Source organism: Intrasporangium oryzae NRRL B-24470, assembly GCF_000576595.1.
GTDB lineage: Bacteria > Actinomycetota > Actinomycetes > Actinomycetales > Dermatophilaceae > Intrasporangium_C > Intrasporangium_C oryzae.
Genome location: NZ_AWSA01000037.1, coordinates 1 through 20,881 on the forward strand (window position 1 = coordinate 1; position 20,881 = coordinate 20,881).

19 protein-coding genes are annotated in these 20,881 nt (G+C 70.5%); 7 read left to right on the top strand and 12 right to left on the bottom strand.

Annotated elements, in window-relative coordinates; all coding sequences use genetic code 11:
* Positions 1 to 276: 276 nt before the first annotated feature.
* A complete protein-coding gene (locus N865_RS15450; RefSeq protein WP_051510703.1) occupies positions 277 to 1,113 on the bottom strand; it encodes a helix-turn-helix transcriptional regulator in 837 nt (278 codons plus the stop codon).
* Between the two features lie 352 nt (positions 1,114 to 1,465).
* On the opposite strand from N865_RS15450, the gene N865_RS22800 reads away from it, so the two are divergent.
* From N865_RS22800 to N865_RS15475, 6 genes are all read left to right on the top strand, one after another.
* Positions 1,466 to 1,639, top strand: coding sequence for a hypothetical protein (locus N865_RS22800; RefSeq protein ID WP_157557724.1), 174 nt, complete (start codon positions 1,466 to 1,468; stop codon positions 1,637 to 1,639).
* A 101-nt stretch (positions 1,640 to 1,740) separates the two neighbouring features.
* Complete coding sequence (locus N865_RS15455; RefSeq protein ID WP_245603789.1) at positions 1,741 to 2,553, top strand: cytochrome b N-terminal domain-containing protein; 813 nt, start codon at positions 1,741 to 1,743, stop codon at positions 2,551 to 2,553.
* On the top strand, positions 2,550 to 3,515 hold the full coding sequence (locus N865_RS15460; protein ID WP_051510705.1) for a hypothetical protein: 966 nt from the start codon (positions 2,550 to 2,552) through the stop codon (positions 3,513 to 3,515). Before N865_RS15455 ends, N865_RS15460 begins: the two co-directional genes overlap by 4 nt.
* Before the next feature lie 231 nt (positions 3,516 to 3,746).
* Positions 3,747 to 4,799, top strand: coding sequence for a hypothetical protein (locus tag N865_RS15465; RefSeq protein WP_157557725.1), 1,053 nt, complete (start codon positions 3,747 to 3,749; stop codon positions 4,797 to 4,799).
* Positions 4,800 to 4,987: 188 nt separating this feature from the next.
* Entirely contained in the window at positions 4,988 to 5,455 is a 468-nt protein-coding gene (locus N865_RS15470) for an RNA polymerase sigma factor (RefSeq protein ID WP_245603790.1), read from the top strand.
* Entirely contained in the window at positions 5,448 to 6,521 is a 1,074-nt protein-coding gene (locus tag N865_RS15475) for a PD40 domain-containing protein (protein ID WP_034807830.1), read from the top strand. Before N865_RS15470 ends, N865_RS15475 begins: the two co-directional genes overlap by 8 nt.
* A gap of 199 nt (positions 6,522 to 6,720) precedes the next feature.
* Here N865_RS15475 and N865_RS15480 read toward each other — a convergent pair whose 3' ends face one another.
* From N865_RS15480 to N865_RS15530, 11 genes are all read right to left on the bottom strand, one after another.
* Positions 6,721 to 7,797 carry a hypothetical protein gene (locus tag N865_RS15480; RefSeq protein WP_034807832.1) on the bottom strand — a complete coding sequence of 359 codons (1,077 nt, stop codon included), beginning with the start codon at positions 7,795 to 7,797 and terminating at the stop codon, positions 6,721 to 6,723.
* Positions 7,790 to 8,290 carry an RNA polymerase sigma factor gene (locus N865_RS15485; RefSeq protein ID WP_034807890.1) on the bottom strand — a complete coding sequence of 167 codons (501 nt, stop codon included), beginning with the start codon at positions 8,288 to 8,290 and terminating at the stop codon, positions 7,790 to 7,792. The genes N865_RS15480 and N865_RS15485 overlap by 8 nt, the downstream gene beginning before the upstream one ends.
* A gap of 103 nt (positions 8,291 to 8,393) precedes the next feature.
* Entirely contained in the window at positions 8,394 to 9,632 is a 1,239-nt protein-coding gene (locus N865_RS15490; RefSeq protein WP_034807833.1) for an alpha-hydroxy acid oxidase, read from the bottom strand.
* Positions 9,629 to 11,137, bottom strand: coding sequence for a rhamnulokinase (locus tag N865_RS15495; RefSeq protein ID WP_034807835.1), 1,509 nt, complete (start codon positions 11,135 to 11,137; stop codon positions 9,629 to 9,631). Before N865_RS15495 ends, N865_RS15490 begins: the two co-directional genes overlap by 4 nt.
* Entirely contained in the window at positions 11,134 to 13,209 is a 2,076-nt protein-coding gene (locus N865_RS15500; protein WP_051510709.1) for a bifunctional rhamnulose-1-phosphate aldolase/short-chain dehydrogenase, read from the bottom strand. The genes N865_RS15495 and N865_RS15500 overlap by 4 nt, the downstream gene beginning before the upstream one ends.
* 3 nt (positions 13,210 to 13,212) lie before the next feature.
* Positions 13,213 to 14,376: an L-rhamnose isomerase gene (gene rhaI / locus N865_RS15505; protein ID WP_034807837.1), complete on the bottom strand. Its 1,164-nt coding sequence runs from the start codon at positions 14,374 to 14,376 to the stop codon at positions 13,213 to 13,215.
* Positions 14,373 to 14,753: an L-rhamnose mutarotase gene (locus N865_RS15510; RefSeq protein WP_211244914.1), complete on the bottom strand. Its 381-nt coding sequence runs from the start codon at positions 14,751 to 14,753 to the stop codon at positions 14,373 to 14,375. Before N865_RS15510 ends, rhaI begins: the two co-directional genes overlap by 4 nt.
* Before the next feature lie 116 nt (positions 14,754 to 14,869).
* A complete protein-coding gene (gene rhaS, locus N865_RS15515) occupies positions 14,870 to 15,913 on the bottom strand; it encodes a rhamnose ABC transporter substrate-binding protein (protein WP_034807841.1) in 1,044 nt (347 codons plus the stop codon).
* A gap of 11 nt (positions 15,914 to 15,924) precedes the next feature.
* Positions 15,925 to 16,965 (bottom strand): ABC transporter permease, encoded by a 1,041-nt coding sequence (locus tag N865_RS15520; protein WP_034807843.1) that lies wholly within the window; start codon positions 16,963 to 16,965, stop codon positions 15,925 to 15,927.
* Complete coding sequence (locus N865_RS15525; RefSeq protein WP_051510713.1) at positions 16,962 to 17,945, bottom strand: ABC transporter permease; 984 nt, start codon at positions 17,943 to 17,945, stop codon at positions 16,962 to 16,964. Before N865_RS15525 ends, N865_RS15520 begins: the two co-directional genes overlap by 4 nt.
* Before the next feature lie 104 nt (positions 17,946 to 18,049).
* Complete coding sequence (locus N865_RS15530) at positions 18,050 to 19,639, bottom strand: sugar ABC transporter ATP-binding protein (RefSeq protein WP_084328284.1); 1,590 nt, start codon at positions 19,637 to 19,639, stop codon at positions 18,050 to 18,052.
* Between the two features lie 172 nt (positions 19,640 to 19,811).
* Here N865_RS15530 and N865_RS15535 point away from each other — a divergent pair, with 172 nt between their 5' ends.
* Positions 19,812 to 20,798, top strand: coding sequence for a LacI family DNA-binding transcriptional regulator (locus N865_RS15535; RefSeq protein WP_245603791.1), 987 nt, complete (start codon positions 19,812 to 19,814; stop codon positions 20,796 to 20,798).
* Positions 20,799 to 20,881 lie beyond the last annotated feature (83 nt).

A 20,881-nucleotide genomic window follows, 5' to 3' on the forward strand; every position in this document is an offset into this window, starting at 1 on the left:
CCTGCCGGCCCCTCTCCCTGCCCGCCCCCGACGCAGACCACCACCCCGCCGCCCCGTCTGACCGCACAACAACTCCGCCGGGGCGAAGAAGATCCGGACCGAACGCGCCGAACCACCACCACAACTCCGCCGGGGCGAAGAAGATCCGGACCGAACGCGCCGAACCACCACCACAAGTCCGCCCGGGCGGAGAAGGTGGAGTGCAAACCGGCTCGGGCAGGCGGCCTACGGGCGGGCGCCGGCCGACGGCATACGGCATGCGGGCGGCGGTCGCGGCTACAGGTCGAGCTCGACGTCGTCGAGGTCGCCGTCCGCGTCGGCGAAGTAGCTGATGACCCGGATGTCGGGCTCGTCGACGACCTGCAGGACGAGCTGGCGCAGCTGGACGACCTGACCGTTGTCGAGGCGGATCCGCTTCGTCCGGCCGCGCGTCGGGTCGGTGTCGTGGCGCTCCCACCATTCGACGGCGGCCGGGTTGGTCCGGAAGATCTCGTCGAGGATCCGCTTGAAGGACGCGTCGTCGGGGTGGCGCACGTAGGCCTCGCGGAAGAGCGCCAGCTGGTCGGCGGCCTCCTGCTCCCAGTCGACGAAGAGGGTCCGCGCGGCGGGGTCGCAGCAGTAGAACCAGAGGAGGTTGCGCTCGCGCTTGGTCCGCTTGCCCTCCCAGTCGCTGAACAGCTGCCGGGCCATGTGGTTCGCGCCGAGGACGTCCCAGCGGGCGCCGACGACGTAGGCGGGGTTGGGGTCGATGGAGTCGATGAGCTCCTCGAGCTCCTCGCTGAGGATCTCGGGCTCGCTGGCGCGCCGGGCGGCGCCGCCGTTGGCGAGCGAGTGCAGGTGGGCGCGCTCGTCGCTCGGGAGGCGAAGCGCGCGGGCGAGGCTGTCGATGACGCCCTTGCTCGGTCGCAGGTCGCGCCCGCGCTCGATGAACGAGTAGTAGGCGACGGAGATGTGCGCGAGCTCGGCGACCTCGGCGCGCCTCAGGCCGGTGCGCCGCCGACCCTTGGCGCGCTTGATGCCGACGTCCTCCGGCGCGAGCGCCTGGCGGCGGGCGCGAAGGTAGTCGCCGAGCGGCGACGGGGTGCGCACGCGCAGGGGTACGTCGCTCGTCATGCGCCCATCCTGCCAGCGCAGCGGACCCCCTCTGTCGTATGCCGCCGACCTCCTTGCCAGGATCGCCCGGTCCCGCTGCAGGCGAGTCCCCACCAAGACGCTTCCGACCACGGTGGATCCGTGGCCGAGCCCACCGTCGGGCATGCCACGAGATCCCGCATCGGCCCCCGGCATCCGTGACCATCGGGACAGAACGCTCAGCGGCAGCCGATGCCCGTGGAGGAGACAGGGCGGACGAAACGGATCTCGTCGAAACGCTCCACGCTCGCGTCCGTAGACCTACGGTTGAGTCGTGCGGGAGATCCGCACGACTGGCTCAGGAGCACTCACACCTTCTTCGACGGAGGCACTCATGACCAGTCAGTTGAGCAGCTTGACCCACCCGGTCCCGGCCGGGGCGGTCGTCCAGTGGGGTTTCCTCACCATCACGGTGGCCAACCTCATCGTCATCCTCGCCATGATCGTCGTGTTCGTCCTCGCCATCCTGCTGCCCTTCCCGGGCGCGAGGGAGGACGACCAGTCATGAGCACACCACAGTCGGGGGTGACCCCTGGCGGCCAAACGGCCCCGACCGGACGGGCTGGCGCTCCCACGGCAGGCAGCTGGTCCGGCGCGGTGACACGCTGGGTGAGCGGCCTTGTGCCGCAGGGCCAGTGGCTGCCCGATCGACAGCCGGCGTACGTCGCGTCGTGGATCTACGTCTTCGGGGTCGCCTGCCTCGCGAGCCTCGTCGTCATCATCGCCTCGGGTCTCGTGCTCACGCTGGGCGGGATCACGTGGTGGCACACGAGCAGCGTCGGCCACTTCTTCAACTCGATCCACCTGTGGAGCGTCGAGCTCTTCTTCGCGACGATGGTCATCCACCTCTGGGGGAAGTTCTTCATGGCGGCATGGCGCGGCCATCGTGGAATGACTTGGGCGACAGGGGCGCTGGCGTTCTTCGGCTCGCTCGGGACGGCCTTCACCGGCTACCTCATGCAGACGAACTTCGACTCGCAGTGGATCACCACGCAGGCGAAGGACGGCCTCAACGCCGCGGCCATCGGCGCCTACTTCAACGTCATGAACGTCGGCCAGATGGTGCTCTGGCACGTCTCGCTCATGCCGCTCGTCGTCGGCATCATCGTCGCGATCCACCTGATCCTGGTCCGGCGCAAGGGTGTCGTGCCGCCGATCGGCGCCGAGACGCCGAGCGCGGCCGAGCCACTGGAGACCGAGCCGTCCGCGACGGAGCCGACGGCCGCCAGTCCGTATGCCGCTGGGCCCGGTACGCCGGTCGCGCCCGGTTCACCGCCGGCACCTGAGCCCGCCGCACCCGCGGCGCCCGAGCCTGCCGCGCCGGTGGGGCCGGAACCGGGCGAGCCCGCCCAGCCTGTCCCGTCGCGCTCGATCCACACCGAGGCCGACGTCGCTCCGCTGAACCAGGAGGTGACCCCGTGAGCACCGCGACGGTCCCGTCCGGCCGGTCCCGCACCGGGCGTCGCGGCGCGACGTGGGCGCCCGACTCCCATGACTTCCCGACGCGTCGCTACGACCTCGTCAAGGAGTTCGTCATCGCGCTCGGCGTCATGACGCTCCTCGCCGTCATCGCCGCGATCGTCTTCTCCTCCCCCGACGACCCGGCGATCACGCTCCAGGAGTGGGCCAAGCAGGCGCCCAACGACGTCGTGGCCACCGCCGCCGGCGAGCTCGCCGGGACGACGACGAGCGCGGGCTACGGGCCGCCCTTCAACACCAACGGGGACGGCCAGGTCCTCGGCCCGCTCAGCCTGCAGAAGCTGCCCGGCGTGACGCTGCCGATCGACTCGGCCAAGGACTTCGTCATCGACCCGCTCAGCACCGTGACAGGTGACCCGACGGTCGCCGCTGCGGTGAAGGCTTGGAACGGCGCCAGCGCCGACCAGCAGGCGAAGTGGGCGAACGCCTACGCCGACGCGCTGTCCAAGGCGCCTGACGGCGATCCCGCCAAGGTCGCGTCCGGTGACTACGGGCCGGTGCCCGACCTCGCGCAGGCAGAGGTGCGACTCGCGGCGAGCGGAGCCCTCGAAGGCCTGCTGACGTCGCGGACGAGCTTCTTCGGCGTCGACAGCACGAAGGCCCTCATGCTCCTCGCCGACGGCTCCTACCTCGAGGACCAGGCTCGCGCGCAGAACCTCGGCGGCGACCAGTGGGGCATCATGAACGAGACGGGCAACTACCCGGGGCAGCCGTGGTTGTGGCTCTACTCGTTCTGGTACCAGGTGCCACCGTTCTCGACCTCCGACAATGCCGACATCCAGGTCTGGGCGATCATGGTCCTGCTCAGCATCGGGTTCATCTGCATCCCCTGGATTCCCGGCCTGCGGACCCTTCCCAAGCACCTGGGCGTCCACAAGCTGATCTGGCGCAACTACCGCCGCTGACCCGGGTCGCGCCGGGCTCGCTCCTCCCCCCCGGGCGAGCCCGGTCGCACGTCGGGTGTCCCGGGCTTGAGCGCTGGCCCCGCACGCCCGGCGAACGTCCAGACAGCGGCCGAGCCGAGAAGGTTGCCCGGGTGTGACTGCGCGCGCAGAAATCCGGCGCCCCCTTCGTGCAACCCACCCTGCCTCTCAGGGTTCGTCCCAGTTGGGTCCATCGAGTCAAGGGGGGCAGAGATGGATGGAGGAGCAGGGGCGACGCGGCCGCGATTCGGCACGGGCCGCCTGGTGTCCGGGCTGGCCCTGGTGGCGCTCGTCCTCGTCTTCGGGGGCATCAGCCGGCCCGCGACCGACCCGGCCTCCAGTGGCGCGGGTGGGGCGCCGCACGACTATGCGGGAGCGCCCGCCGCGACGAGGACCGCTCCGGCGGGCCCCCTGCCCTGGCGGGCGGGGCCGCCGCCGGACGGAATCATCGGCGGCGCGAGGTCGATGCTCACCTCCTCGCGTGAGATCCCGGGCACCGGCTTCGGCGTCGAGGAGTGGGCCAGGTGCAGGGAGGCTGGCTACGGCGTCGATGCCTGCCCGCGGTCTGACGTCGTCTTCGCCTTCCGGTTCCGGGACGAGTTCGGCAACAGGCTTGTCGTCAACCGTGGCAGGTGGGACCGCGTCGGCTACCTGGGGCAGGGCCAGTGGCTCATCACGGGGTACCGGGACGCAGCCGTGGTGGCTGCCCGGATGGCGGTGCCCCACCCCCTCGTCGTGCGATCCGACATCGTCGTCGGAGCCCGACCGGACATGATCCACGCTCCGTGTCCCGACTCCGTGTGGCCCTCCCAGGGGTGGACCCGGATCGACGCCGACAGCCGTCCGGCGGTCTGCCTCGTCGACGAGAGCACGTGGCAGCTCATCAGGATCGCCACGCCAGACCTCGACGTCTGGCACGAGTCGCCGAGCCAGCCGCTCTGGGGCACGCGGCGATCCCCGGAGACCGGGGCCTTCGAGGCCGTCGTGATGCAGGACGACGGGACCTTCGTGGGATCGGAGGTCGCAGCCAGCGACCGGACGATCATGCCGGTCGCGAACCTGCCCTACGGACTTCTTGCCGTCTACCGGACGCGGCCGGCCAGCGACTCACGAGCCGGCGAGCTCGTCTACTCGACGGACGACGGCCGGTCGTGGAACGTGCGCGAGGTCCCGGCAGGGGCCGTCCTGGCCACGACGAGAATCGGCTCAACGGACGCGATGACGCTGCCCAGCGACTGGAGGACATGGGCACCGCGGCACGGTTGAAGTGGGACAACGAGAGCTCGTCGAGCATCCGATGCAACCTGAACACCGTCTGAAGGTTCGTTGGGAGGGGGACGATGGGGGGATCTCGGCTCGGGGGATCTCACACCGGACGGAGCACGACCCCGTCCGGTTCGCAGGGGGACTGGGGGTAGGACATGGACGACGGGCGCATCAGGGAGGTGTACTCCGTGTCCTACCCCCGCCTCGTGACCCAGATGGTGGCCCTCTGCGGCAACCGCGCCGAGGCCGAGGACCTCGTCCAGGAGGCCTTCATGACGGCGCTGACGCATGCACGGGAGTTCGAGGGCGTCGCCAACAAGGAGGCCTGGCTCCGGACCGTCGCCCTCAACCGGTTGCGCAAGCAGTGGCGCCGCGCGGCCGTGGTCCGGAGGGTGATGCCTCGCATCGCCCGAGAATCCGGGCCCCAGCTCGGCGCCGAAGCGACCCCGGACCACATCGCGATCGTCACGGCCCTCGGACAGGTGAGCCAGGCGATGCGCGAGACCTTCGTCCTCTTCTACGTAGCCGACCTGCCCGTCTCGCAGATCGCCGCGGAGCTCGAGGTGCCCGAGGGGACGGTGAAGGCGAGGCTCTCGCGCTGTCGGGTCCAGCTCGCCGGGCTGCTGTCCGACCCGGAGGGAGCCGAGCATGCCTGACGTGCGCCAGTTCACCCGCGAGACGGAGCACTCGGTGGTGCTGCCGAGCTTCGACACGATCGTCGCCCGACGCCGCGAACGGACCCGGAACCGTCTCATCGTCGCCACGGCGGGGTGCCTCGCCGTCATCGTCGCCGTCCTGGCCGCCGTGTCCTCCGGTTGGCAGAACCATGCGGCACCCATCCCCGCGACGAGTCCAGGCGTCAACCCGTCCACCACCTGGCTCTCGTTCGAATCGCCCTTCGGGGTCGAGATCGTTCACCCCGACGGCAGCGACCGGCACGTCCTTCTCGACAGGCTGGACAAGAACCCGCACGACCTGAGCTGGGCGCCTGACGGCTCTCGGGTCGCGTGGGTCACGATCGAGCCGGACCTGAGTCGGGACGTCTGGGTCGCGGACGTGGTGAAGGGGTCCGTGTCGAGCCAACGCCGACTCGTCGACTGCTCGGCTCCCTGCACGAACACGGAGACCCCCGCCTTTTCCCCGGACGGCAGGCACGTCGTGTTCGGACTGGACCGGGCGAACGGCAATGAGCTGCGGATCGTCGACGCGCGCACGGGCGCCGGCACGAGATCGATCCCTGTGCCCCAGAGCTACTTCGGCCCCGTGTGGTCGCCCGACGGTCGCTACCTCGCTCTCACGGTGGGCAGCGCAGATGCCGGAGGGACCCCCGACGCGCACATCGCCATTGTCGACCTCACGGCGAGCACGCCGTCGATCCGCCGCATCGACACCGGCGGCGACAACGCGCATGACGTGGCGTGGAGCCCCGACGGCTCACGGCTGGCCTACGTCGACGCCCCGGACCGGAACTACGACGCCGGGGGAAACCTCGTGACTGTCCGTCCGGACGGCTCGGAGCGGAAACAGGTCACCCGGCTGCCGACCGGCAGCGGGCTCCTCACCCCGACGTGGTCCCACGACAGCCGTTCGGTCTATGCCGTCATCAAGACCCTCCCCGACGAGGACCAGGTGGGCAAGATCGACCTTGCCACCGGCGCCTTTGCCGCCGTCGTCGACCGCATCGGCAACGTGATGGTGGGCGGCTACGTCAAGGTCGGCTGATCGGCCCGGCCGGGTTCTAGCCCTTGAGCAGATACGTGACGATGCCACCCGAGGACGGGTAGGTGTCACCGACGTGGGCACGGCATACCCCTGGAGGGGGGTGACGATGCCCGCCAACCAGCGGGACCATCCCCGCCGGACGACCGTATGCCGCTGGGCTCGGTGCCGGGCGAAGGCGGCCGGACGCCGTGGCCCGGGCTCAGAGCGGGGTCAGGGGCCCGGGCATCCCGATGGGACTCGTCGTCGTGGGCAGCTGGGCCCACTGTGGTGACAGGAGGACGCGCAGGTGAGGGTATTGCTCGTACAGGCCTGCTCCCTGTGGCAACGGCGTCGAGCGCACCTGCCAGGTCCGGCCGTGGTCGAGGCTCACGAGCAGCTGCGCCTGGTAGTCCGTGACGGACTGGTAGACCGCGATCTCGCAGTTCCTGCCGCCCTCCGCCATCGTCGTGGCATGAGCCCGGTCGGAGAGCCCGACTGTGGTGAACGAGTCGTCCGGTTGCTGGATGACGAGCTTCACGTTCTGGCCCGCACCCATGAGCCCCCACAACCCGCACGTCGTGGGGCTGGCCCAGCGGATGCCGACGAGGCTGGGGAGCTGCAGGCGCTCGAGGGTTCTCGCGCGCACGTCCAGGTGGCACAGCCCGTCGCCGTTGGCGCACTCGACCGTGGACGTCCCGTACCTGGGCGCCACGGGACGGTCCATCACGGTGACCCTGGCCGGCTCGGGCAACGTCGCCGAGAGGAGGTACGGCCCGGGATCCTGGTGGGCCCAGTACCAGACCCCGTCGTCGACCTCGCGCAGCACGCCGGGGTTGTCGAGGGTCGCCTGAGCGCTCGAATGGACGATCCCCCCGCGGACGAGCAGCCGGTGTCCCGCACCGTCGACCACGGAGAAGGCCTCGATCCCGTAGCAGTCGTGGTCAGGGGCGGGCGTGATGCACCGCCTCCACACCGTGAGCGTGACGGTGTGGTCCGTCGCCGACGCGAACTGCCCGGTGACCTTGGCGTCCGGGTTGCCCACGATCTCGGCCGCGGTCCAGGGAGGGACGGTCACCGAGGTCAAGGTCGGGTGGGGCACCGCCGGCGCCCGGTCAGCTCTGGCCCGGCCCAGCAGGCCGATCGCCGCCGTCGCTCCGACCAGAACCGCCACCACGGCAATGGCGAGGGCTGCCGTCCGGCGTCGCGCCCGCCGCCGCTCCTCCGCGACCAGGCGCTCATAGGCCGGAGGCACGACGGCGGCAGCGGCCTCGCGGGCGAACGCCTTCAGGTCAGACATGGTCGGTCTCCCATTCCCCGAGGAGCCCGGCCAGCTGGGTCCTGGCCCGGGCGAGGCGTGCCTTGACGGTTCCGACCGGGATGTCCTGCTCCTGGGCCACCTGCACGATGGGCAGGTCGACGATGTAGTAGAGGACCACCGTCTCCCGGATGGGTGCACTGAGCTGGGCCAGAGCCGCAACGATCGCAACATGGTCGGCCCTCGCATCGGGACCGACGTCGAACGCGACGTCCTGCCGCAGGCGTGGCACGATCCGACCGAAGATGCGAGCGCGGCGCCACCGGTTGCGCATGACGTTGACCGCCGTCGTGCGAAGCCACGCCTCCTTATTGGCGACCTCGAGAAACTCCCGGCGGTGGGTCATCGCCGCGATGAACGCCTCCTGCACGACCTCCTCCGCCTCGAGATGGTTGCCACAGATGGCGAGCAGCTGCGCGACGAGGACGGGATAGGAGGCGTCGTAGACAACCCGAATCGGGTCTTCGACTTCCATCGCGTCACCCTCCACCATCGCCCGTCACATGCTTCCACCTGAACGAAACCTGAGTGCAGCGTTTGGTTGCATGCGACCGGGGGACGGGACGCTGCCCGCGCGTTCAGCCGAGGGGCGCGAGCCTCCGGAGCATGGTCACGTGGCTGGGTTCGAGCTCGTCGAGCGTCTGGACTCCGAGCAGTCGCATCGTGCGCTCGACCTGACCGGTCAGGATCTCGATGGCCCGGTCGACGCCGGCACGGCCGCCTGCCATGAGGCCGTAGAGGTAGGCCCGGCCGATGAGGGTGAAGTGCGCGCCGTGCGCGAGCGCGGCGACGATGTCCTGGCCCGACATGATCCCGGTGTCGAGGTGGACCTCGAGCTCGCTGCCGACCTCATGGACCACGGACGGCAGCAGGTGGAACGGCACCGGGGCGCGGTCGAGCTGGCGTCCACCGTGGTTGGACAGCACGATCGCGTCGACCCCGGCATCGGCGAGGCGGCGCGCGTCGGCCAGGCTCTGCACGCCCTTGACCGCGACCTTGCCCGGCCACTGGTCACGGATCCAGGCGAGGTCCTCGTAGGTGACCGTCGGGTCGAACATCGTGTCGAGCAGGTCGGCCACCGTCCCCGACCACGAGTCGAGGCTCGCGAACGCGAGCGGCTCGGTCGTCAGGAAGTTGAACCACCACGCGGGTCGCGGGATCGCGTTGGCCACGGTGCGTGGGGTGAGGGTGGGCGGGATGGTCATGCCGTTGCGGACGTCACGGAGCCGGGCGCCCGCCACGGGGACGTCGACGGTGACGAGCAGGGTGTCGTAGCCGGCCTTCGCGGCGCGGTCGACGAGCGCCATCGACCGGTCGCGGTCCTTCCACATGTAGAGCTGGAACCAGTTGCGGCCACCGTTGCCGACGGGGTTCGCCGCGGCCACCTCCTCGATGCTCGTCGTGCCCATCGTCGAGAGCGAGAACGGGATGCCGGCAGCGCCCGCGGCCGTTGCGCCGGCGATCTCTCCCTCCGCCTGCATCATCCGGGTGAAGCCGGTGGGGGCGATCCCGAACGGCAGCGACACCCGGCTTCCGAGCACCTCGCGGGAGGTGTCGACGGTGGAGACGTCGCGCAGGATCGAGGGGTTGAACTGCACGTCGCCGAAGGCCTCCCGGGCCCTGGCCAGGGACACCTCCCCGTCGGCTCCGCCGTCCGTGTAGTCGAACGCCGCCCTCGGCGTGCGCCGCTTCGCGATGAGTCGGAGGTCCTCGATGGTGAGCGCGGCCGCGAGCCGGCGGTCCCGCGGCGAGAGGGTCGGCCTCTTGAAGACGAGCAGGGGCGCGAGGTCGTGGGGTTTGGGCAGCTGCCGCTTCATGGGGTGGATCCATCCTTCGTGGAGGCGAGACGCGACTCGGCGGCGTCCCAGTCGAGACCGCTGCGGGGCTCGTGCCGGCGCAGGGAGTGCGTGCGGCGGACGAGCGCACGCATCGCGGCGAGGTCGGGGAGGTCGGCGTGCAGCGCCCTGGCCTGGACCAGGACGTTTCCCAGCGCGGCGGCCTCGGACGGGCCGGCCAACACGGGCAGGCCGCAGGCGTCGGCCGTCAGCTGGCAGAGCAGCTCGTTCTGCGAACCACCACCGACGACGTGCACGACGTCCACAGTGAGGCCGGCAAGCTGACCAGCCGTTCGGACGGTGCGTCGATACGCGAGGGCGAGCGAGTCGAGGATGCTGCGGACGAGGGTCGCGCGATCGTCCGGGACCGGCTCCCCGGACCGCCGGGCCAGCTCGACGAGCCGCTCGGGCATCCGGTCGCCGGGGGTGCTCGGCCTCAGCAGCGACGGGTCGTTGATGTCGATGACCGTGCGCAGGGCGGGTGCATCCGCAGCCGCGGCGAGCAGCGTCCCCAGGTCGGCGCCGCTCCCCTGCTCGTGCCACGCCCGCAGGCACTCCGACAGCACCCACAGGCCCATCACGTTCCTGAGGAAGCGGATCGTGCCGTCGACACCGCCCTCGTTCGTGAAGTCCGCGGCCCTGGCCGCCTCGGTGAGGACCGGCCGCTCGAGCTCGAGGCCCACGAGAGACCACGTGCCCGAGGAGATGTAGGCGAAGGTCTGGTCCTGCGCCGCAGGAACTCCCACGACGGCCGAGGCGGTGTCGTGCGAGCCGACCGCGATCACCGGCACGTCCTGCGGCAGGTCGAGTCCGACCGCGACAGCGGGCGTGACCCACCCGACCCGCTCACCGGGCTCGCGGAGGGGAGGCAGGATGGCCGACGGGATGCCCACCCTCTCGGCCAGCCCCGACGCCCACGTCCGAGACCTGACGTCGAAGAGGCCGGTCGTCGAGGCGTTGGTGCGCTCCGCGCCGATCTCGCCCGTCAGCCAGTATCCGAGCAGGTCCGGCAGCAGCAGCATCGTCTCCGCGGCCTCGAGCGCGGCCGAGCCCCGTGACGCGACGAGCTGGTAGATCGTGGTGAACGGTAGCTGCTGGAGGCCCGTGACGGCATACACCTCTTCCGCCGACACCTGCTCGAGCACCTGCCCGGCCACGCCGTCGGTGCGGCGGTCGCGGTGGCTGTGAGGGTTGCCGATCAGGCTGCCGTCACGGTCGAGCAGCCCGTAGTCGATGGCCCACGAGTCGATCCCGATGCCGTGGACCGGGCCGGACCGCGCCATCGTGCGCAGTCCGGCCAGCACCTCGCGGTGAAGGCCCACGACGTCCCAGTAGAGCGACTCGCCGATCGGCACACCCGCGTTGGGGAACCGGTGGACCTCGGTGAGGTCGAGTCGATCCGCGCCGGTGCCGACGGAGACGACCGCCTCCATGACCCGGCCGCTCGTGGCGCCGAGGTCGACGGCAGCGAGACGCAGCGGGCTCATCGCAGGAAGGCTGCGGCCACGCCTGCGTCGACCGGGATGTGCAAGCCCGTGGTGTGGGTCATGTCGGGGCCGCAGAGGGCGAAGACGGCGTTGGCGCAGTGCTCGGGCAGCACCTCGCGCTTGAGGAGGGTGCGCTGCGCGTAGAACTCGCCGAGCTTGTCCTCCTCGACGCCGTAGACCGCGGCCCGGTTGGCACCCCACCCGCTGGCGAAGATGCCCGACCCGCGCACGACTCCGTCGGGGTTGACCCCGTTGACCTTGATCCCGTGCTCCCCCAGCTCGGCGGCGAGCAGCCGCACCTGGTGGGCCTGGTCGGCCTTCACGGCCGAGTAGGCGATGTTGTTGGGTCCGGCGAACACCGAGTTCTTCGACGAGATGTAGACGATGTCGCCGCCGAGGCCCTGCTCGATGAGCACCCGTGCGGCCGTGCGTGAGACGAGGAACGAGCCCTTCGCCATGACGTCGTGCTGGAGGTCCCAGTCGGCGACCGTGGTGTCGAGCAGGGACTTCGACAGGGACAGGCCGGCGTTGTTGACAACGAGGTCGAGGCCACCGAAGGCCAGCACCACGGCATCAACCATCGCCTGGACCTGGTCCTCGTCCGAGACGTCGGCCCGGACGCCGACCGCGACGTCGCTGGTGCCGATCTCGGCAGCCGCGGCCTGCGCCCTGTCGAGGTCGAGGTCGGCGACGACGACGCACGCGCCCTCGGCCGCGAGCCGCGTCGCGATGGCCTTGCCGATGCCACTCGCCGCCCCGGTGACGAGCGCGATGCGGGTCGCGAGGGGCTTGGGCTTGGGCATCCGTTGGAGCTTGGCCTCCTCGAGCGCCCAGTACTCGATCCGGAACTTCTCGGCCTCGTCGATGGGCGCGTACGTGGACAGGCCCTCGGCGCCACGCATCACGTTGATCGCGTTGACGTAGAACTCCCCGGCCACGCGTGCGGTCTGCTTGTCCTTGCCGTAGCTGAACATGCCGACACCCGGGACGAGGACGATGAGGGGGTCGGCCCCGCGGATCGCCGGGGAGTCCGGAGTCGCGTGCCGGTCGTAGTACGCCCGGTAGTCCTCGCGGTAGGCCACGGCGAGCTCCTCCAACCGCGCCACCGACTCCTCGACGGTCGCCATCCCGGGCAGGTCGAGGACGAGCGGCTTGACCTTGGTGCGGAGGAAGTGGTCGGGACAGGAGGTCCCGAGCGCGGCCAGGCGCGGGTGCTCGGCCGCCGCGAGGAAGTCGAGGACGACGTCCGAGTCGGTGAAGTGCCCGACCATGGGCCGGTCGTGCGACGCGATGCCGCGGATCGTCGGGGCGAGCGCCGCGGCCTTCGCTCGGCGCTCGGACTGCGGCAGGGCGGCATACCCCTCGAGGGTCGGCCCGAAGGGCTCGGGCCTGCTGCGCTCGGCGATGTACGCGGCCGCCGTGTCGATGATCCACAGCGAGCTGGCCTCCGCCTCATCGCTGGTGTCGCCCCAGGCTGTGATGCCGTGACCGCCGAGGATGCAGCCCACGGCCTGCGGGTTGGCCTCCTTGATCGCGGCGATGTCGAGGCCGAGCTGGAAGCCGGGACGGCGCCAGGGCACCCAGGCGACCTTGTCGCCGAAGATCTTCGCGGTGAGCGCCTCACCGTCGGCCGCGGTCGCGATGGCGATGCCGCTGTCGGGGTGGAGGTGGTCGACGTGTGCGGCGTCAACGAGTCCGTGCATCGCGGTGTCGATCGACGGCGCCGCGCCGCCCCTTCCGTGCAGGCAGTAGTCGAAGGCCGCGACCATCTCGTCCTCGCGCTCGACGCCCGGGTAGACGTCGACAAGGGCCCGCATGCGGTCGAGGCGCAGCACGGCCAGGCCGCTCTCCGTGAGGGTGCCGAGGTCTCCCCCGGACCCCTTCACCCACACCAGCTCGACCGGCTTCCCCGTGACCGGGTCGGTGACGGTTCCCTTGGCGGAGGTGTTGCCCCCGGCGTAGTTCGTGTTCTTCGGGTCCGCACCCAGCCGGTTGGAGCGGGCGACCAGCTCGGCCGCGGTGCTCGGCCGGACGGTGGGGGTCGTGCCGTTCAGGTCGTTCGTGTCGCTCATCGGTCAGTTCCATCCTGCCTGCGTGCCGCCGATGCGGTCCGCCTCGATCTGTTGCTGGTAGCCGCTCTCGAGGTAGGCGCGCATCGGGTTCGCGGGCAGCCCCCTCTCCTCTCGCCACGCGGCGAGGTCGGCCCGGACGTCGGTGTAGAAGGCGTCCATGAGGATCTCGTTGGCGAGGAGCACGTCACCCGACTCCTGTGCCTCCGCAAGGGCACTCGAGTCGACGAGCAGGGCCCGCGCCGTCATCTCCTGGACGTTGAGGACCGAGCGGATCTGGCCCGGGATCTTCGCCTCGATGTTGTGGCACTGGTCGAGCATGAAGGCGACCTGGCTGTCCGGTCCGTACCCGCCGCCGCGGATGACCTCGAAGAGGATCCGGAACAGCTGGAAGGGGTCGGCCGCCCCGACGATGAGGTCGTCGTCGGCATAGAACCGGCTGTTGAAGTCGAACGAGCCGAGCTTCCCGAGGCGGAGGAGCTGGGCGACGATGAACTCGATGTTCGTGCCGGGCGCGTGGTGACCCGTGTCGAGGCAGACGAAGGCCCGCTCGCCGAGGGCCGCGACGTGGGCGTAGGACGTACCCCAGTCCGGGACGTCGGTGTGGTAGAACGCCGGCTCGAAGAACTTGTACTCGAGGACGAGTCGCTGGTCGTCGGCGAGGCGGTCGTAGATCGTGCGCAGGCTCTCGGCGAGGCGGTCCTGGCGGCCCCGGAGGTCGCCCTGCCCGGGGTAGTTCGTCCCCTCGGCGAGCCAGATCTTGAGGTCGCGGGACCCCGTCGCGTGCATGACGTCGATGCACTCGAAGTGGTGGTCGATCGCCTTCTGCCGGATCTTCGCGTCGGTGTGCGTGAGCGCACCGAGCCGGTAGTCGTCGTCCTGGAAGGTGTTCGAGTTGATCGTGCCGAGCGCGACGCCGAGGTCCTCCGCGTAGCGCCGCAGCGCCGCGAAGTCGTCGACGAGGTCCCACGGGATGTGGAGGGACACGAGCGGCGCGAGCCCGGTGAACCGGTGGACCGTCGCGGCATCCGCCAGCTTCTCCTCGACGGTGCGTGGCGTACCGGCGGTGCCGAACACGTTGAACCGGGTCCCGGAGTTGCCGTAGGCCCAGGACGGGACCTCGATGGCCTGGCCCTCGAGGAGGGTGGCGATCTCGCTGAATGTCGTCATCTCTCATCACTTCTCGGCTGCGTCGGTGCGTCAGTGGGTGCGGTCGTGCGGTCGAGCTGGTCCTCCAGGTGGAAGACCTCCTCGAGGACCAGGAAGGCCTGGTCGGGCGGCAGTCCGTCGAGCTCCTCGAAGAGCTCGGCCATCTCCGACTGCCAGCGGCGGTTCACGTCGGTGCGGGCCATTCCCTCGACTGCGTCCTCGAGCGACGGGGTCTCGACGTAGCCGATGAGCAGTCCGTCGGGACGCAGGAAGAGGGAGTAGTTGTGCCAGCCGTTCTCGGCGAGCGCCCGGAGCATCTCGGGCCACACCGCCGTATGCCGGGTGCGGTACTCGTCGATCCGGTCGGGCCGGACCTGTAGCTGGAAGCAGACGCGCATCATCACTCCGGGACGGTTGGGCAGTGCGGGGGTCGGGGCGGGACGACCCCACGGGACGTCCAGGTGACGCGGGGGTCGCCCGGCCGGCGGGCGTGTCGCCGGCCGGGCGCTGCCGCTCAGAACTTGAACTGGTCGATGTTGCCGGCGTTGAACGCGAACGGGTCACCGAGCAGCACGGTCTGGTTGGCGCCGACCTTGAAGCTCCCGAGGGATCCCGCGGTGAACGTGTCCCCCTCCTTGCCCGTGATCGTGCCCTTGACGAGGGCGTCCGCGGCATACGCGGCGAGGGCGCCGAGGTCGGCCGGGTTCCAGAGGTAGAACTCCTTGACCGTGCCGTTCTTGACGTACTCGCGCATCTGGTTGGGCGTGCCGAGGCCGGTCAGGGCGACCTTGCCCTTCTTGTCCGAGGTCGACAGGTAGCGGCCGGCGGCGGCGATGCCAACGGTCGTCGGCGAGATGATGCCCTTGAGGTTGGGGTGGGTCTGCAGGAGCGCCGCCGTCTTGTCGAAGGACGTCTGGTCGTCGTCGTTGCCGTAGACGACGTCGACGAGCTTGACGTTGGGGTGGTTGGCCGCGAGGTCCTTCTTCATCAGGTCGATCCACGCGTTCTGGTTCGTCGCGTTGGCGCTCGCAGACAGGATGGCGATCTCACCCGAGTCGCCGATCTGCTTGGTGATGCCGTCGACCTCCACCTTGGCGAGGCCCTCGGGCGAGGCCTGGTTGATGAACAGGTCGCGGTACTGCGGGTCGGTGTCCGAGTCGAACGTGACGACCTTGGTGCCGCCCTTGCGCGCCTGGTTGAGGGCGTCGCCGATGGCCTTGGGGTCGTTGGCGGAGACGACGAGGGCGCTCACGTGCTGCTGGGCGGCCGTGTTGATGTACTGCACCTGGCCGTCCGGGCTGGCCTGCTGGGGGCCGACCTCGGAGTAGGTCCCCCCGAGCGACTCGACGGCCTTCTTGCCACCGGCGTCGCTCGTGTCGAAGTAGGGGTTGCCGAGGTTCTTCGGGATGAAGACGACGCTGAGCTTGGCAGCGGCGCCGCCCGAGCCCGAGCCCGAGGGCGTGGCGCCCGTGGCGGCCTTGGTGCAGCCGGTCAGGGCGAGGCTGACGGAGAGTGCGGCAACACCGAGGACGGCGGAGCGGCGCGAGATGGGGGTCATCCGGGTTCCTTTCAGAGGGTTCCGACGCCGGCGGGCGTCTTGGTGGGGCGTGCGCCCCGGTTACGCCTGGCTGCGACGTCGGAGACCCACGCCAGGACAGTTGTGGAGATCACGGACAGCACGAGGAGCAGGCCGATGATGATGTTGATGACGTTGACCGTGATGCCCTGCAGGCGCAGGGCGCTCGAGATGATGCCGATGAGCAGCACCCCGGCGACGACGCCGGCGAGCTTGCCGCGCCCCCCGAAGATGGACACGCCGCCGAGGAGCACGGCCGCGATGACCTGGAGCTCGAGACCTGCGGCGTTGTCGCCTCGGGCGCTGCCGAAGCGCAGCGTGTAGAAGACGCCGGCGAGCGCCGACACGGCCCCCGAGAGGACGAAGAGGACGAACTTCGTCCGTTCGACCTTGACGCCGCTGAAGTGCGCGGCCTCGCTCCCGAGCCCGATGTCGTAGACCCCGCGACCGAAGGGCGAGAAGTGCAGGGCCAGCGTGAACACGACGGCGAGCAGGAGGAAGACCCACATGAACGCCGGTATGCCGGTCCCGCCGATGGTCTCGGACGCGCGCTGGGTCCAGTCCGACGGGAAGTCGGTCACTGCCTTGGTGCCGAGGATCCCGATCGCGAGGCCGCGGTAGAGGGCGAGGGTGCCGATCGTCACGGCGAGCGACGGCAGGCCGACCCGCGCGACGAGGTACCCGTTGAGGGCACCGCACAGGGCACCGACGACGAGGGCGATCAGGGCCGCGACGGGGATGGAGAAGCCGCGCTCGTGGAGCACCCCGAGGAGCACGCTGCTCAGGCCGACGACGCTCGCGACCGACAGGTCGATCTCGCCGGTGATGATGACGAGCGTCATGGGCAGGGCGATGAGCAGGATCGGGGTCACGTCGAGGAGCAGGTAGGTCAGGGTCAGCTGGTCGCCGAAGTACGGGACGTTGCTGTAGGCCCACAGCGAGACCGCGATGACGAGGGCGACGACCGCCGCCTCACGGGTGAGCAGGAGGCGCCTCCACAGCGGGTGGGCGTAGGCGGCATACGTGCGGGTCATGACTGGTCCCTCGCTTCGACGAGTCGGCGTGACTGGCGGGCGGAGAGCACCCGGTCCAGGACGATGGCGCTGAGGATGAGGGCGCCGACGAGCGCCTGCTGCCAGAAGTCGGGGATGCCGAGCATGGGCAGCGCGCGGTTGATGGTCACGAGCAGGACGGCACCGATGGCGGCGCCCCACACGGTGCCGCTCCCGCCGAAGATCGCGACACCACCGATGACGGCGGCCGCGACGGCCTGGAGCTCGATCCCCGTCCCCGCGTCCGAGCTCACGGAGCCGTAGCGCGCGGCGAAGACGACCCCGGCGAGCCCCGCGAGGGCCCCGGAGAGGAGGAACGCGCCGATGACGCGTCGACGGACGTTGAGGCCGTAGAGCACGGCCGCGTCGGGGTCGGAGCCGATGGCGTAGAACTCGCGTCCGCTCCGGGCCGTGTAGAGGTAGTAGCCGACGGCTGACAGCACGACGACGGCGATGAGGAAGAGGACCGGGATGGTGAGGATCTGCTGGGTCCCCAGCGCGAGGAACCCCGCCGGCAGGTCGGAGGCGTTGATCCGGCTGCTGCCCGCCCACGACAGGACGAGCCCCCGGTAGATGTAGAGGGTGCCGAGCGTGATGACGAGTGCCGGCACCCGGCCGAGCGCGACGAGGAGGCCGTTGACGAGGCCGAGGACCGCTCCGACGAGGAGCCCGGCCGCGAAGACGACGACGACGGGGATCCCCGGGTGGTCGATGAAGAGGCGGCCGGTGAGGTAGGCCGTGAGGCCGAGGACGGACCCCACGGAGAGGTCGACGTTGCGGGTGATGATGACGGCGGCCTGACCGACGGCGAGGAGGATGAGCATCGACGGGGTGAGGAGCAGGTCGCGCCAGCCGCTGCTGCTCAGCAGGAAGCTCGGGTTCTTGATGGTGGCCGCGGCGATGACGAGGAGCAGCACGGCGAGGATCGAGAGCTCCCGCGAGCGGAGCAGGCTCTGGGCCATCCGGCGGCGCGGCGCCAGGCTGCTGGGCTCGACGAGGAGCTGGACCTCGGTCGAGGTGTCGGGCACGGTCACGGTCGGTTCCTTGCTCGGTGCGGGTGCGGTGGTCATGACGCCGCCTGCTGGTCCTGGGCGCCGCCCGGATGGCCGTGGTGGCCGCCCGGATGGCCGTGGTGGCCGCCCGTGAGGGCGTGGGTGGCGGCGTGCATCACGGCCTCCGGCGTCGCGCGGTCCCGGGGAAGGTCCGCGGTGATGCGCCCTTCGCAGACGACGAGGACGCGGTCGGCCATGCCGAGGACCTCGGGCAGCTCGGAGGAGATCATGAGGATCGCCATGCCCTGGCCGGCGAGCTCGGACAGCAGGCGGTGCACCTCGGCCTTGGTGCCGACGTCGATGCCGCGGGTGGGCTCGTCGATGATCAGGAGCGTCGGCTTGGTGGCGAGCCACTTCGCGATGACGACCTTCTGCTGGTTGCCGCCGCTCATCGTCTTGGCGTTCATGTCGAGTGCACCGGTCTTGACCTCGAGCCGTCCGGCCCAGGGCCCGGCGGCGGCGTTCTCCATCCGCTTGGTCAGCAGCCCGAACCTCGCGAGGCTGCCACGGATGACCCCGGTGATGTTGTCGGTGACCGAGGCCTCCGTGACGAGGCCCTGCCGGCGCCGGTCCTCGGGCACGAACGCCATGCCGGCGCGGATGGCGGCGGCAGGGTCGCGTGGCGGGACCTCACAGCCCTTGACCCGGACGGACCCGCTGTCGTAGCGGTCGACACCGAAGATCGCGCGGGCGATCTCGCTGCGGCCCGCGCCCACGAGGCCCGCGAGCCCGACGATCTCGCCGGCCCGGACCTCGAACGTCACGTCGTGGAAGACGCCGGACGCGGTCAGGCCGGACACCTGCAGGACGGGGTCGCCGATCGGGGCCGGGGTCTTCGGGAAGAGCTCTGCGACCTCACGCCCGACCATGAGACCGACGATCTCCTCGACACTCGTGTCGGCGATCGGCTTCGTCGCGATGTACTGGCCGTCCCGCATGACGGTGACGGTGTCGCAGAGGTCGAAGACCTCGTCGAAGCGGTGCGAGATGAAGACGATCGCCCGGCCCTCGTCGCGAAGGCGTCGGGCGACGGCGAAGAGTCGCTCGACCTCGACCCCGCTCAGGGCGGCCGTGGGCTCGTCCATGATCAGCAGGCGTGCGTCGAGCGAGATGGCCTTGGCGATCTCGATGATCTGCTGGTCGGCGATCGACAGCCCGAGCGCCTGGCGCCGCGGGTCGATGTGGACCCCGAGGCCCGCGAAGAGGCGGGCCGCCTCGGCGTACATCGCCGCGCGGTCGATCCGGCGACCCCGGCCGAGGAGCTGGCGGCCCATGAAGATGTTCTCGGTGACCGACAGGTCGGGGAAGAGCGTGGGCTCCTGGTAGATGACAGCGACCCCGGCCGCCTTCGACTCGGCGGTCGACCCGAAGTCCGCGGGCTCGCCGCCGAGGAGGAACTCGCCCGCGTCACGGCGGTGGACGCCGGCGACGATCTTGACGAGGGTCGACTTGCCGGCGCCGTTCTCACCGACGAGCGCGTGGATCGAGCCGGGCTGTGCGACGAGGGTCCCGGACCGCAGCGCGACCACCGGCCCGAAGGACTTGGCGACGTCGCGAAGCGTCAGCGTGGGGTGGCTTGCGGCCCCGATGGAGTCGTGTCTCATGGCTTCCCTTGCATCATTGAAAGGTTTCAACTGCGGTTAATCTAGAGACCGGGGTATGCCGTGTCAACCCCCTTCTTAGGGGCTAAACTCCCGCTGTGTCTCGTTTCAAAACTCCCAGCCCCGGCGCCCTCCGTTGAGCGCTCCGACGCAGCGGTCCGTGAGCGTCAAGGACGTGGCCGCACGCGCTGGCGTGTCCCTCGGCACCGTGTCCAACGTGCTCAACCGACCCGACCGCGTCAGCGACCGGACCCGCTCGAAGGTGGAGCGGGCGATGACGGAGCTCGGCTTCGTGCGCAACGAGTCGGCTCGTCAGCTCCGGGCGGGACAGAGCCGAGTCCTCGCCTACGTCGTCCTCGACGCGAGCAACCCCTTCTTCACCGACGTGGCCCAGGGCATCGAGCTCGCGGCCGACCTCTCCGAGCTGTCGCTGTTCATCTGCAACAGCAACAACAGCTCCACCCGCGAGGAGGCCTACCTCGACCTGCTCCAGCAGCAGCGCGTCCAGGGCATCCTCATCACCCCTGTCGACCCCGGCGCCGACTTCCTCAACGAGGTCGCGAGGCGAGGCACCCCGCTCGTCATCGTCGACCGGGTCCAGAAGGACCTCGCCCTGTGCTCGGTGGCCGTCGACGACGTGCTCGGCGGGCGGGTCGCGGTCGAGCACCTCATCGACCGCGGCCACTCGCGGGTCGCGTTCGTCGGCGGCCCCCTCAGCATCGGCCAGGTCGAGGACCGGTGGCGCGGCGCTCAGCAGGCGTGGGCCGAGGCCGGGCTGCCCCAGGACGCCCTGGTCCAGCTGACCACGTCGGCGCTCACGGTCGCCGAGGGCCGAGGCGCCGGCGAGCGCCTCGCCGGGATGCCGGCCCGCCGACGCCCCACCGCCGCGTTCTGTGCCAACGACCTGGTCGCACTCGGGCTGCTCCAGCAGACGATCGCCAGCGGTCGCCGGGTCCCCGACGACCTGGCCATCGTCGGCTACGACGACATCGAGTTCGCCTCGGCGGCCGCCGTGCCGCTGACCTCCGTGCGCCAGCCGCGTCAGGAGCTCGGCCGGACGGCCGCCGAGCTCGTCGTCGACGAGGCCACCAACCCCGACCACACGCATACGCAGGTGACCTTCACCCCCGAGCTCGTGGCACGGACCTCGACCTTGGGTTGAGCGCCCCCATGGTCACCGACGAAGCACCGACGAGCACCGAAGAGTCCTGACGAGCCCAGACGAGCTCAGACGAGCGCGCCGGA

Bases quoted from the DNA above. Each gene is read 5' to 3' on its own strand.
- N865_RS15480 (WP_034807832.1), bottom strand. From the start codon at position 7,797: ATGTCTGACCTGAAGGCGTTCGCCCGCGAGGCCGCTGCCGCCGTCGTG.
- N865_RS15490 (WP_034807833.1), bottom strand. From the start codon at position 9,632: ATGAAGCGGCAGCTGCCCAAACCCCACGACCTCGCGCCCCTGCTCGTC.
- N865_RS15485 (WP_034807890.1), bottom strand. From the start codon at position 8,290: ATGGAAGTCGAAGACCCGATTCGGGTTGTCTACGACGCCTCCTATCCC.
- N865_RS15520 (WP_034807843.1), bottom strand. From the start codon at position 16,965: ATGACCCGCACGTATGCCGCCTACGCCCACCCGCTGTGGAGGCGCCTC.
- N865_RS15465 (WP_157557725.1), top strand. From the start codon at position 3,747: ATGGATGGAGGAGCAGGGGCGACGCGGCCGCGATTCGGCACGGGCCGC.
- N865_RS15510 (WP_211244914.1), bottom strand. From the start codon at position 14,753: ATGCGCGTCTGCTTCCAGCTACAGGTCCGGCCCGACCGGATCGACGAG.
- N865_RS15450 (WP_051510703.1), bottom strand. From the start codon at position 1,113: ATGACGAGCGACGTACCCCTGCGCGTGCGCACCCCGTCGCCGCTCGGC.
- N865_RS15495 (WP_034807835.1), bottom strand. From the start codon at position 11,137: ATGAGCCCGCTGCGTCTCGCTGCCGTCGACCTCGGCGCCACGAGCGGC.
- rhaS (WP_034807841.1), bottom strand. From the start codon at position 15,913: ATGACCCCCATCTCGCGCCGCTCCGCCGTCCTCGGTGTTGCCGCACTC.
- rhaI (WP_034807837.1), bottom strand. From the start codon at position 14,376: ATGACGACATTCAGCGAGATCGCCACCCTCCTCGAGGGCCAGGCCATC.
- N865_RS15525 (WP_051510713.1), bottom strand. From the start codon at position 17,945: ATGGCCCAGAGCCTGCTCCGCTCGCGGGAGCTCTCGATCCTCGCCGTG.
- N865_RS15500 (WP_051510709.1), bottom strand. From the start codon at position 13,209: ATGAGCGACACGAACGACCTGAACGGCACGACCCCCACCGTCCGGCCG.
- N865_RS22800 (WP_157557724.1), top strand. From the start codon at position 1,466: ATGACCAGTCAGTTGAGCAGCTTGACCCACCCGGTCCCGGCCGGGGCG.
- N865_RS15475 (WP_034807830.1), top strand. From the start codon at position 5,448: ATGCCTGACGTGCGCCAGTTCACCCGCGAGACGGAGCACTCGGTGGTG.
- N865_RS15530 (WP_084328284.1), bottom strand. From the start codon at position 19,639: ATGAGACACGACTCCATCGGGGCCGCAAGCCACCCCACGCTGACGCTT.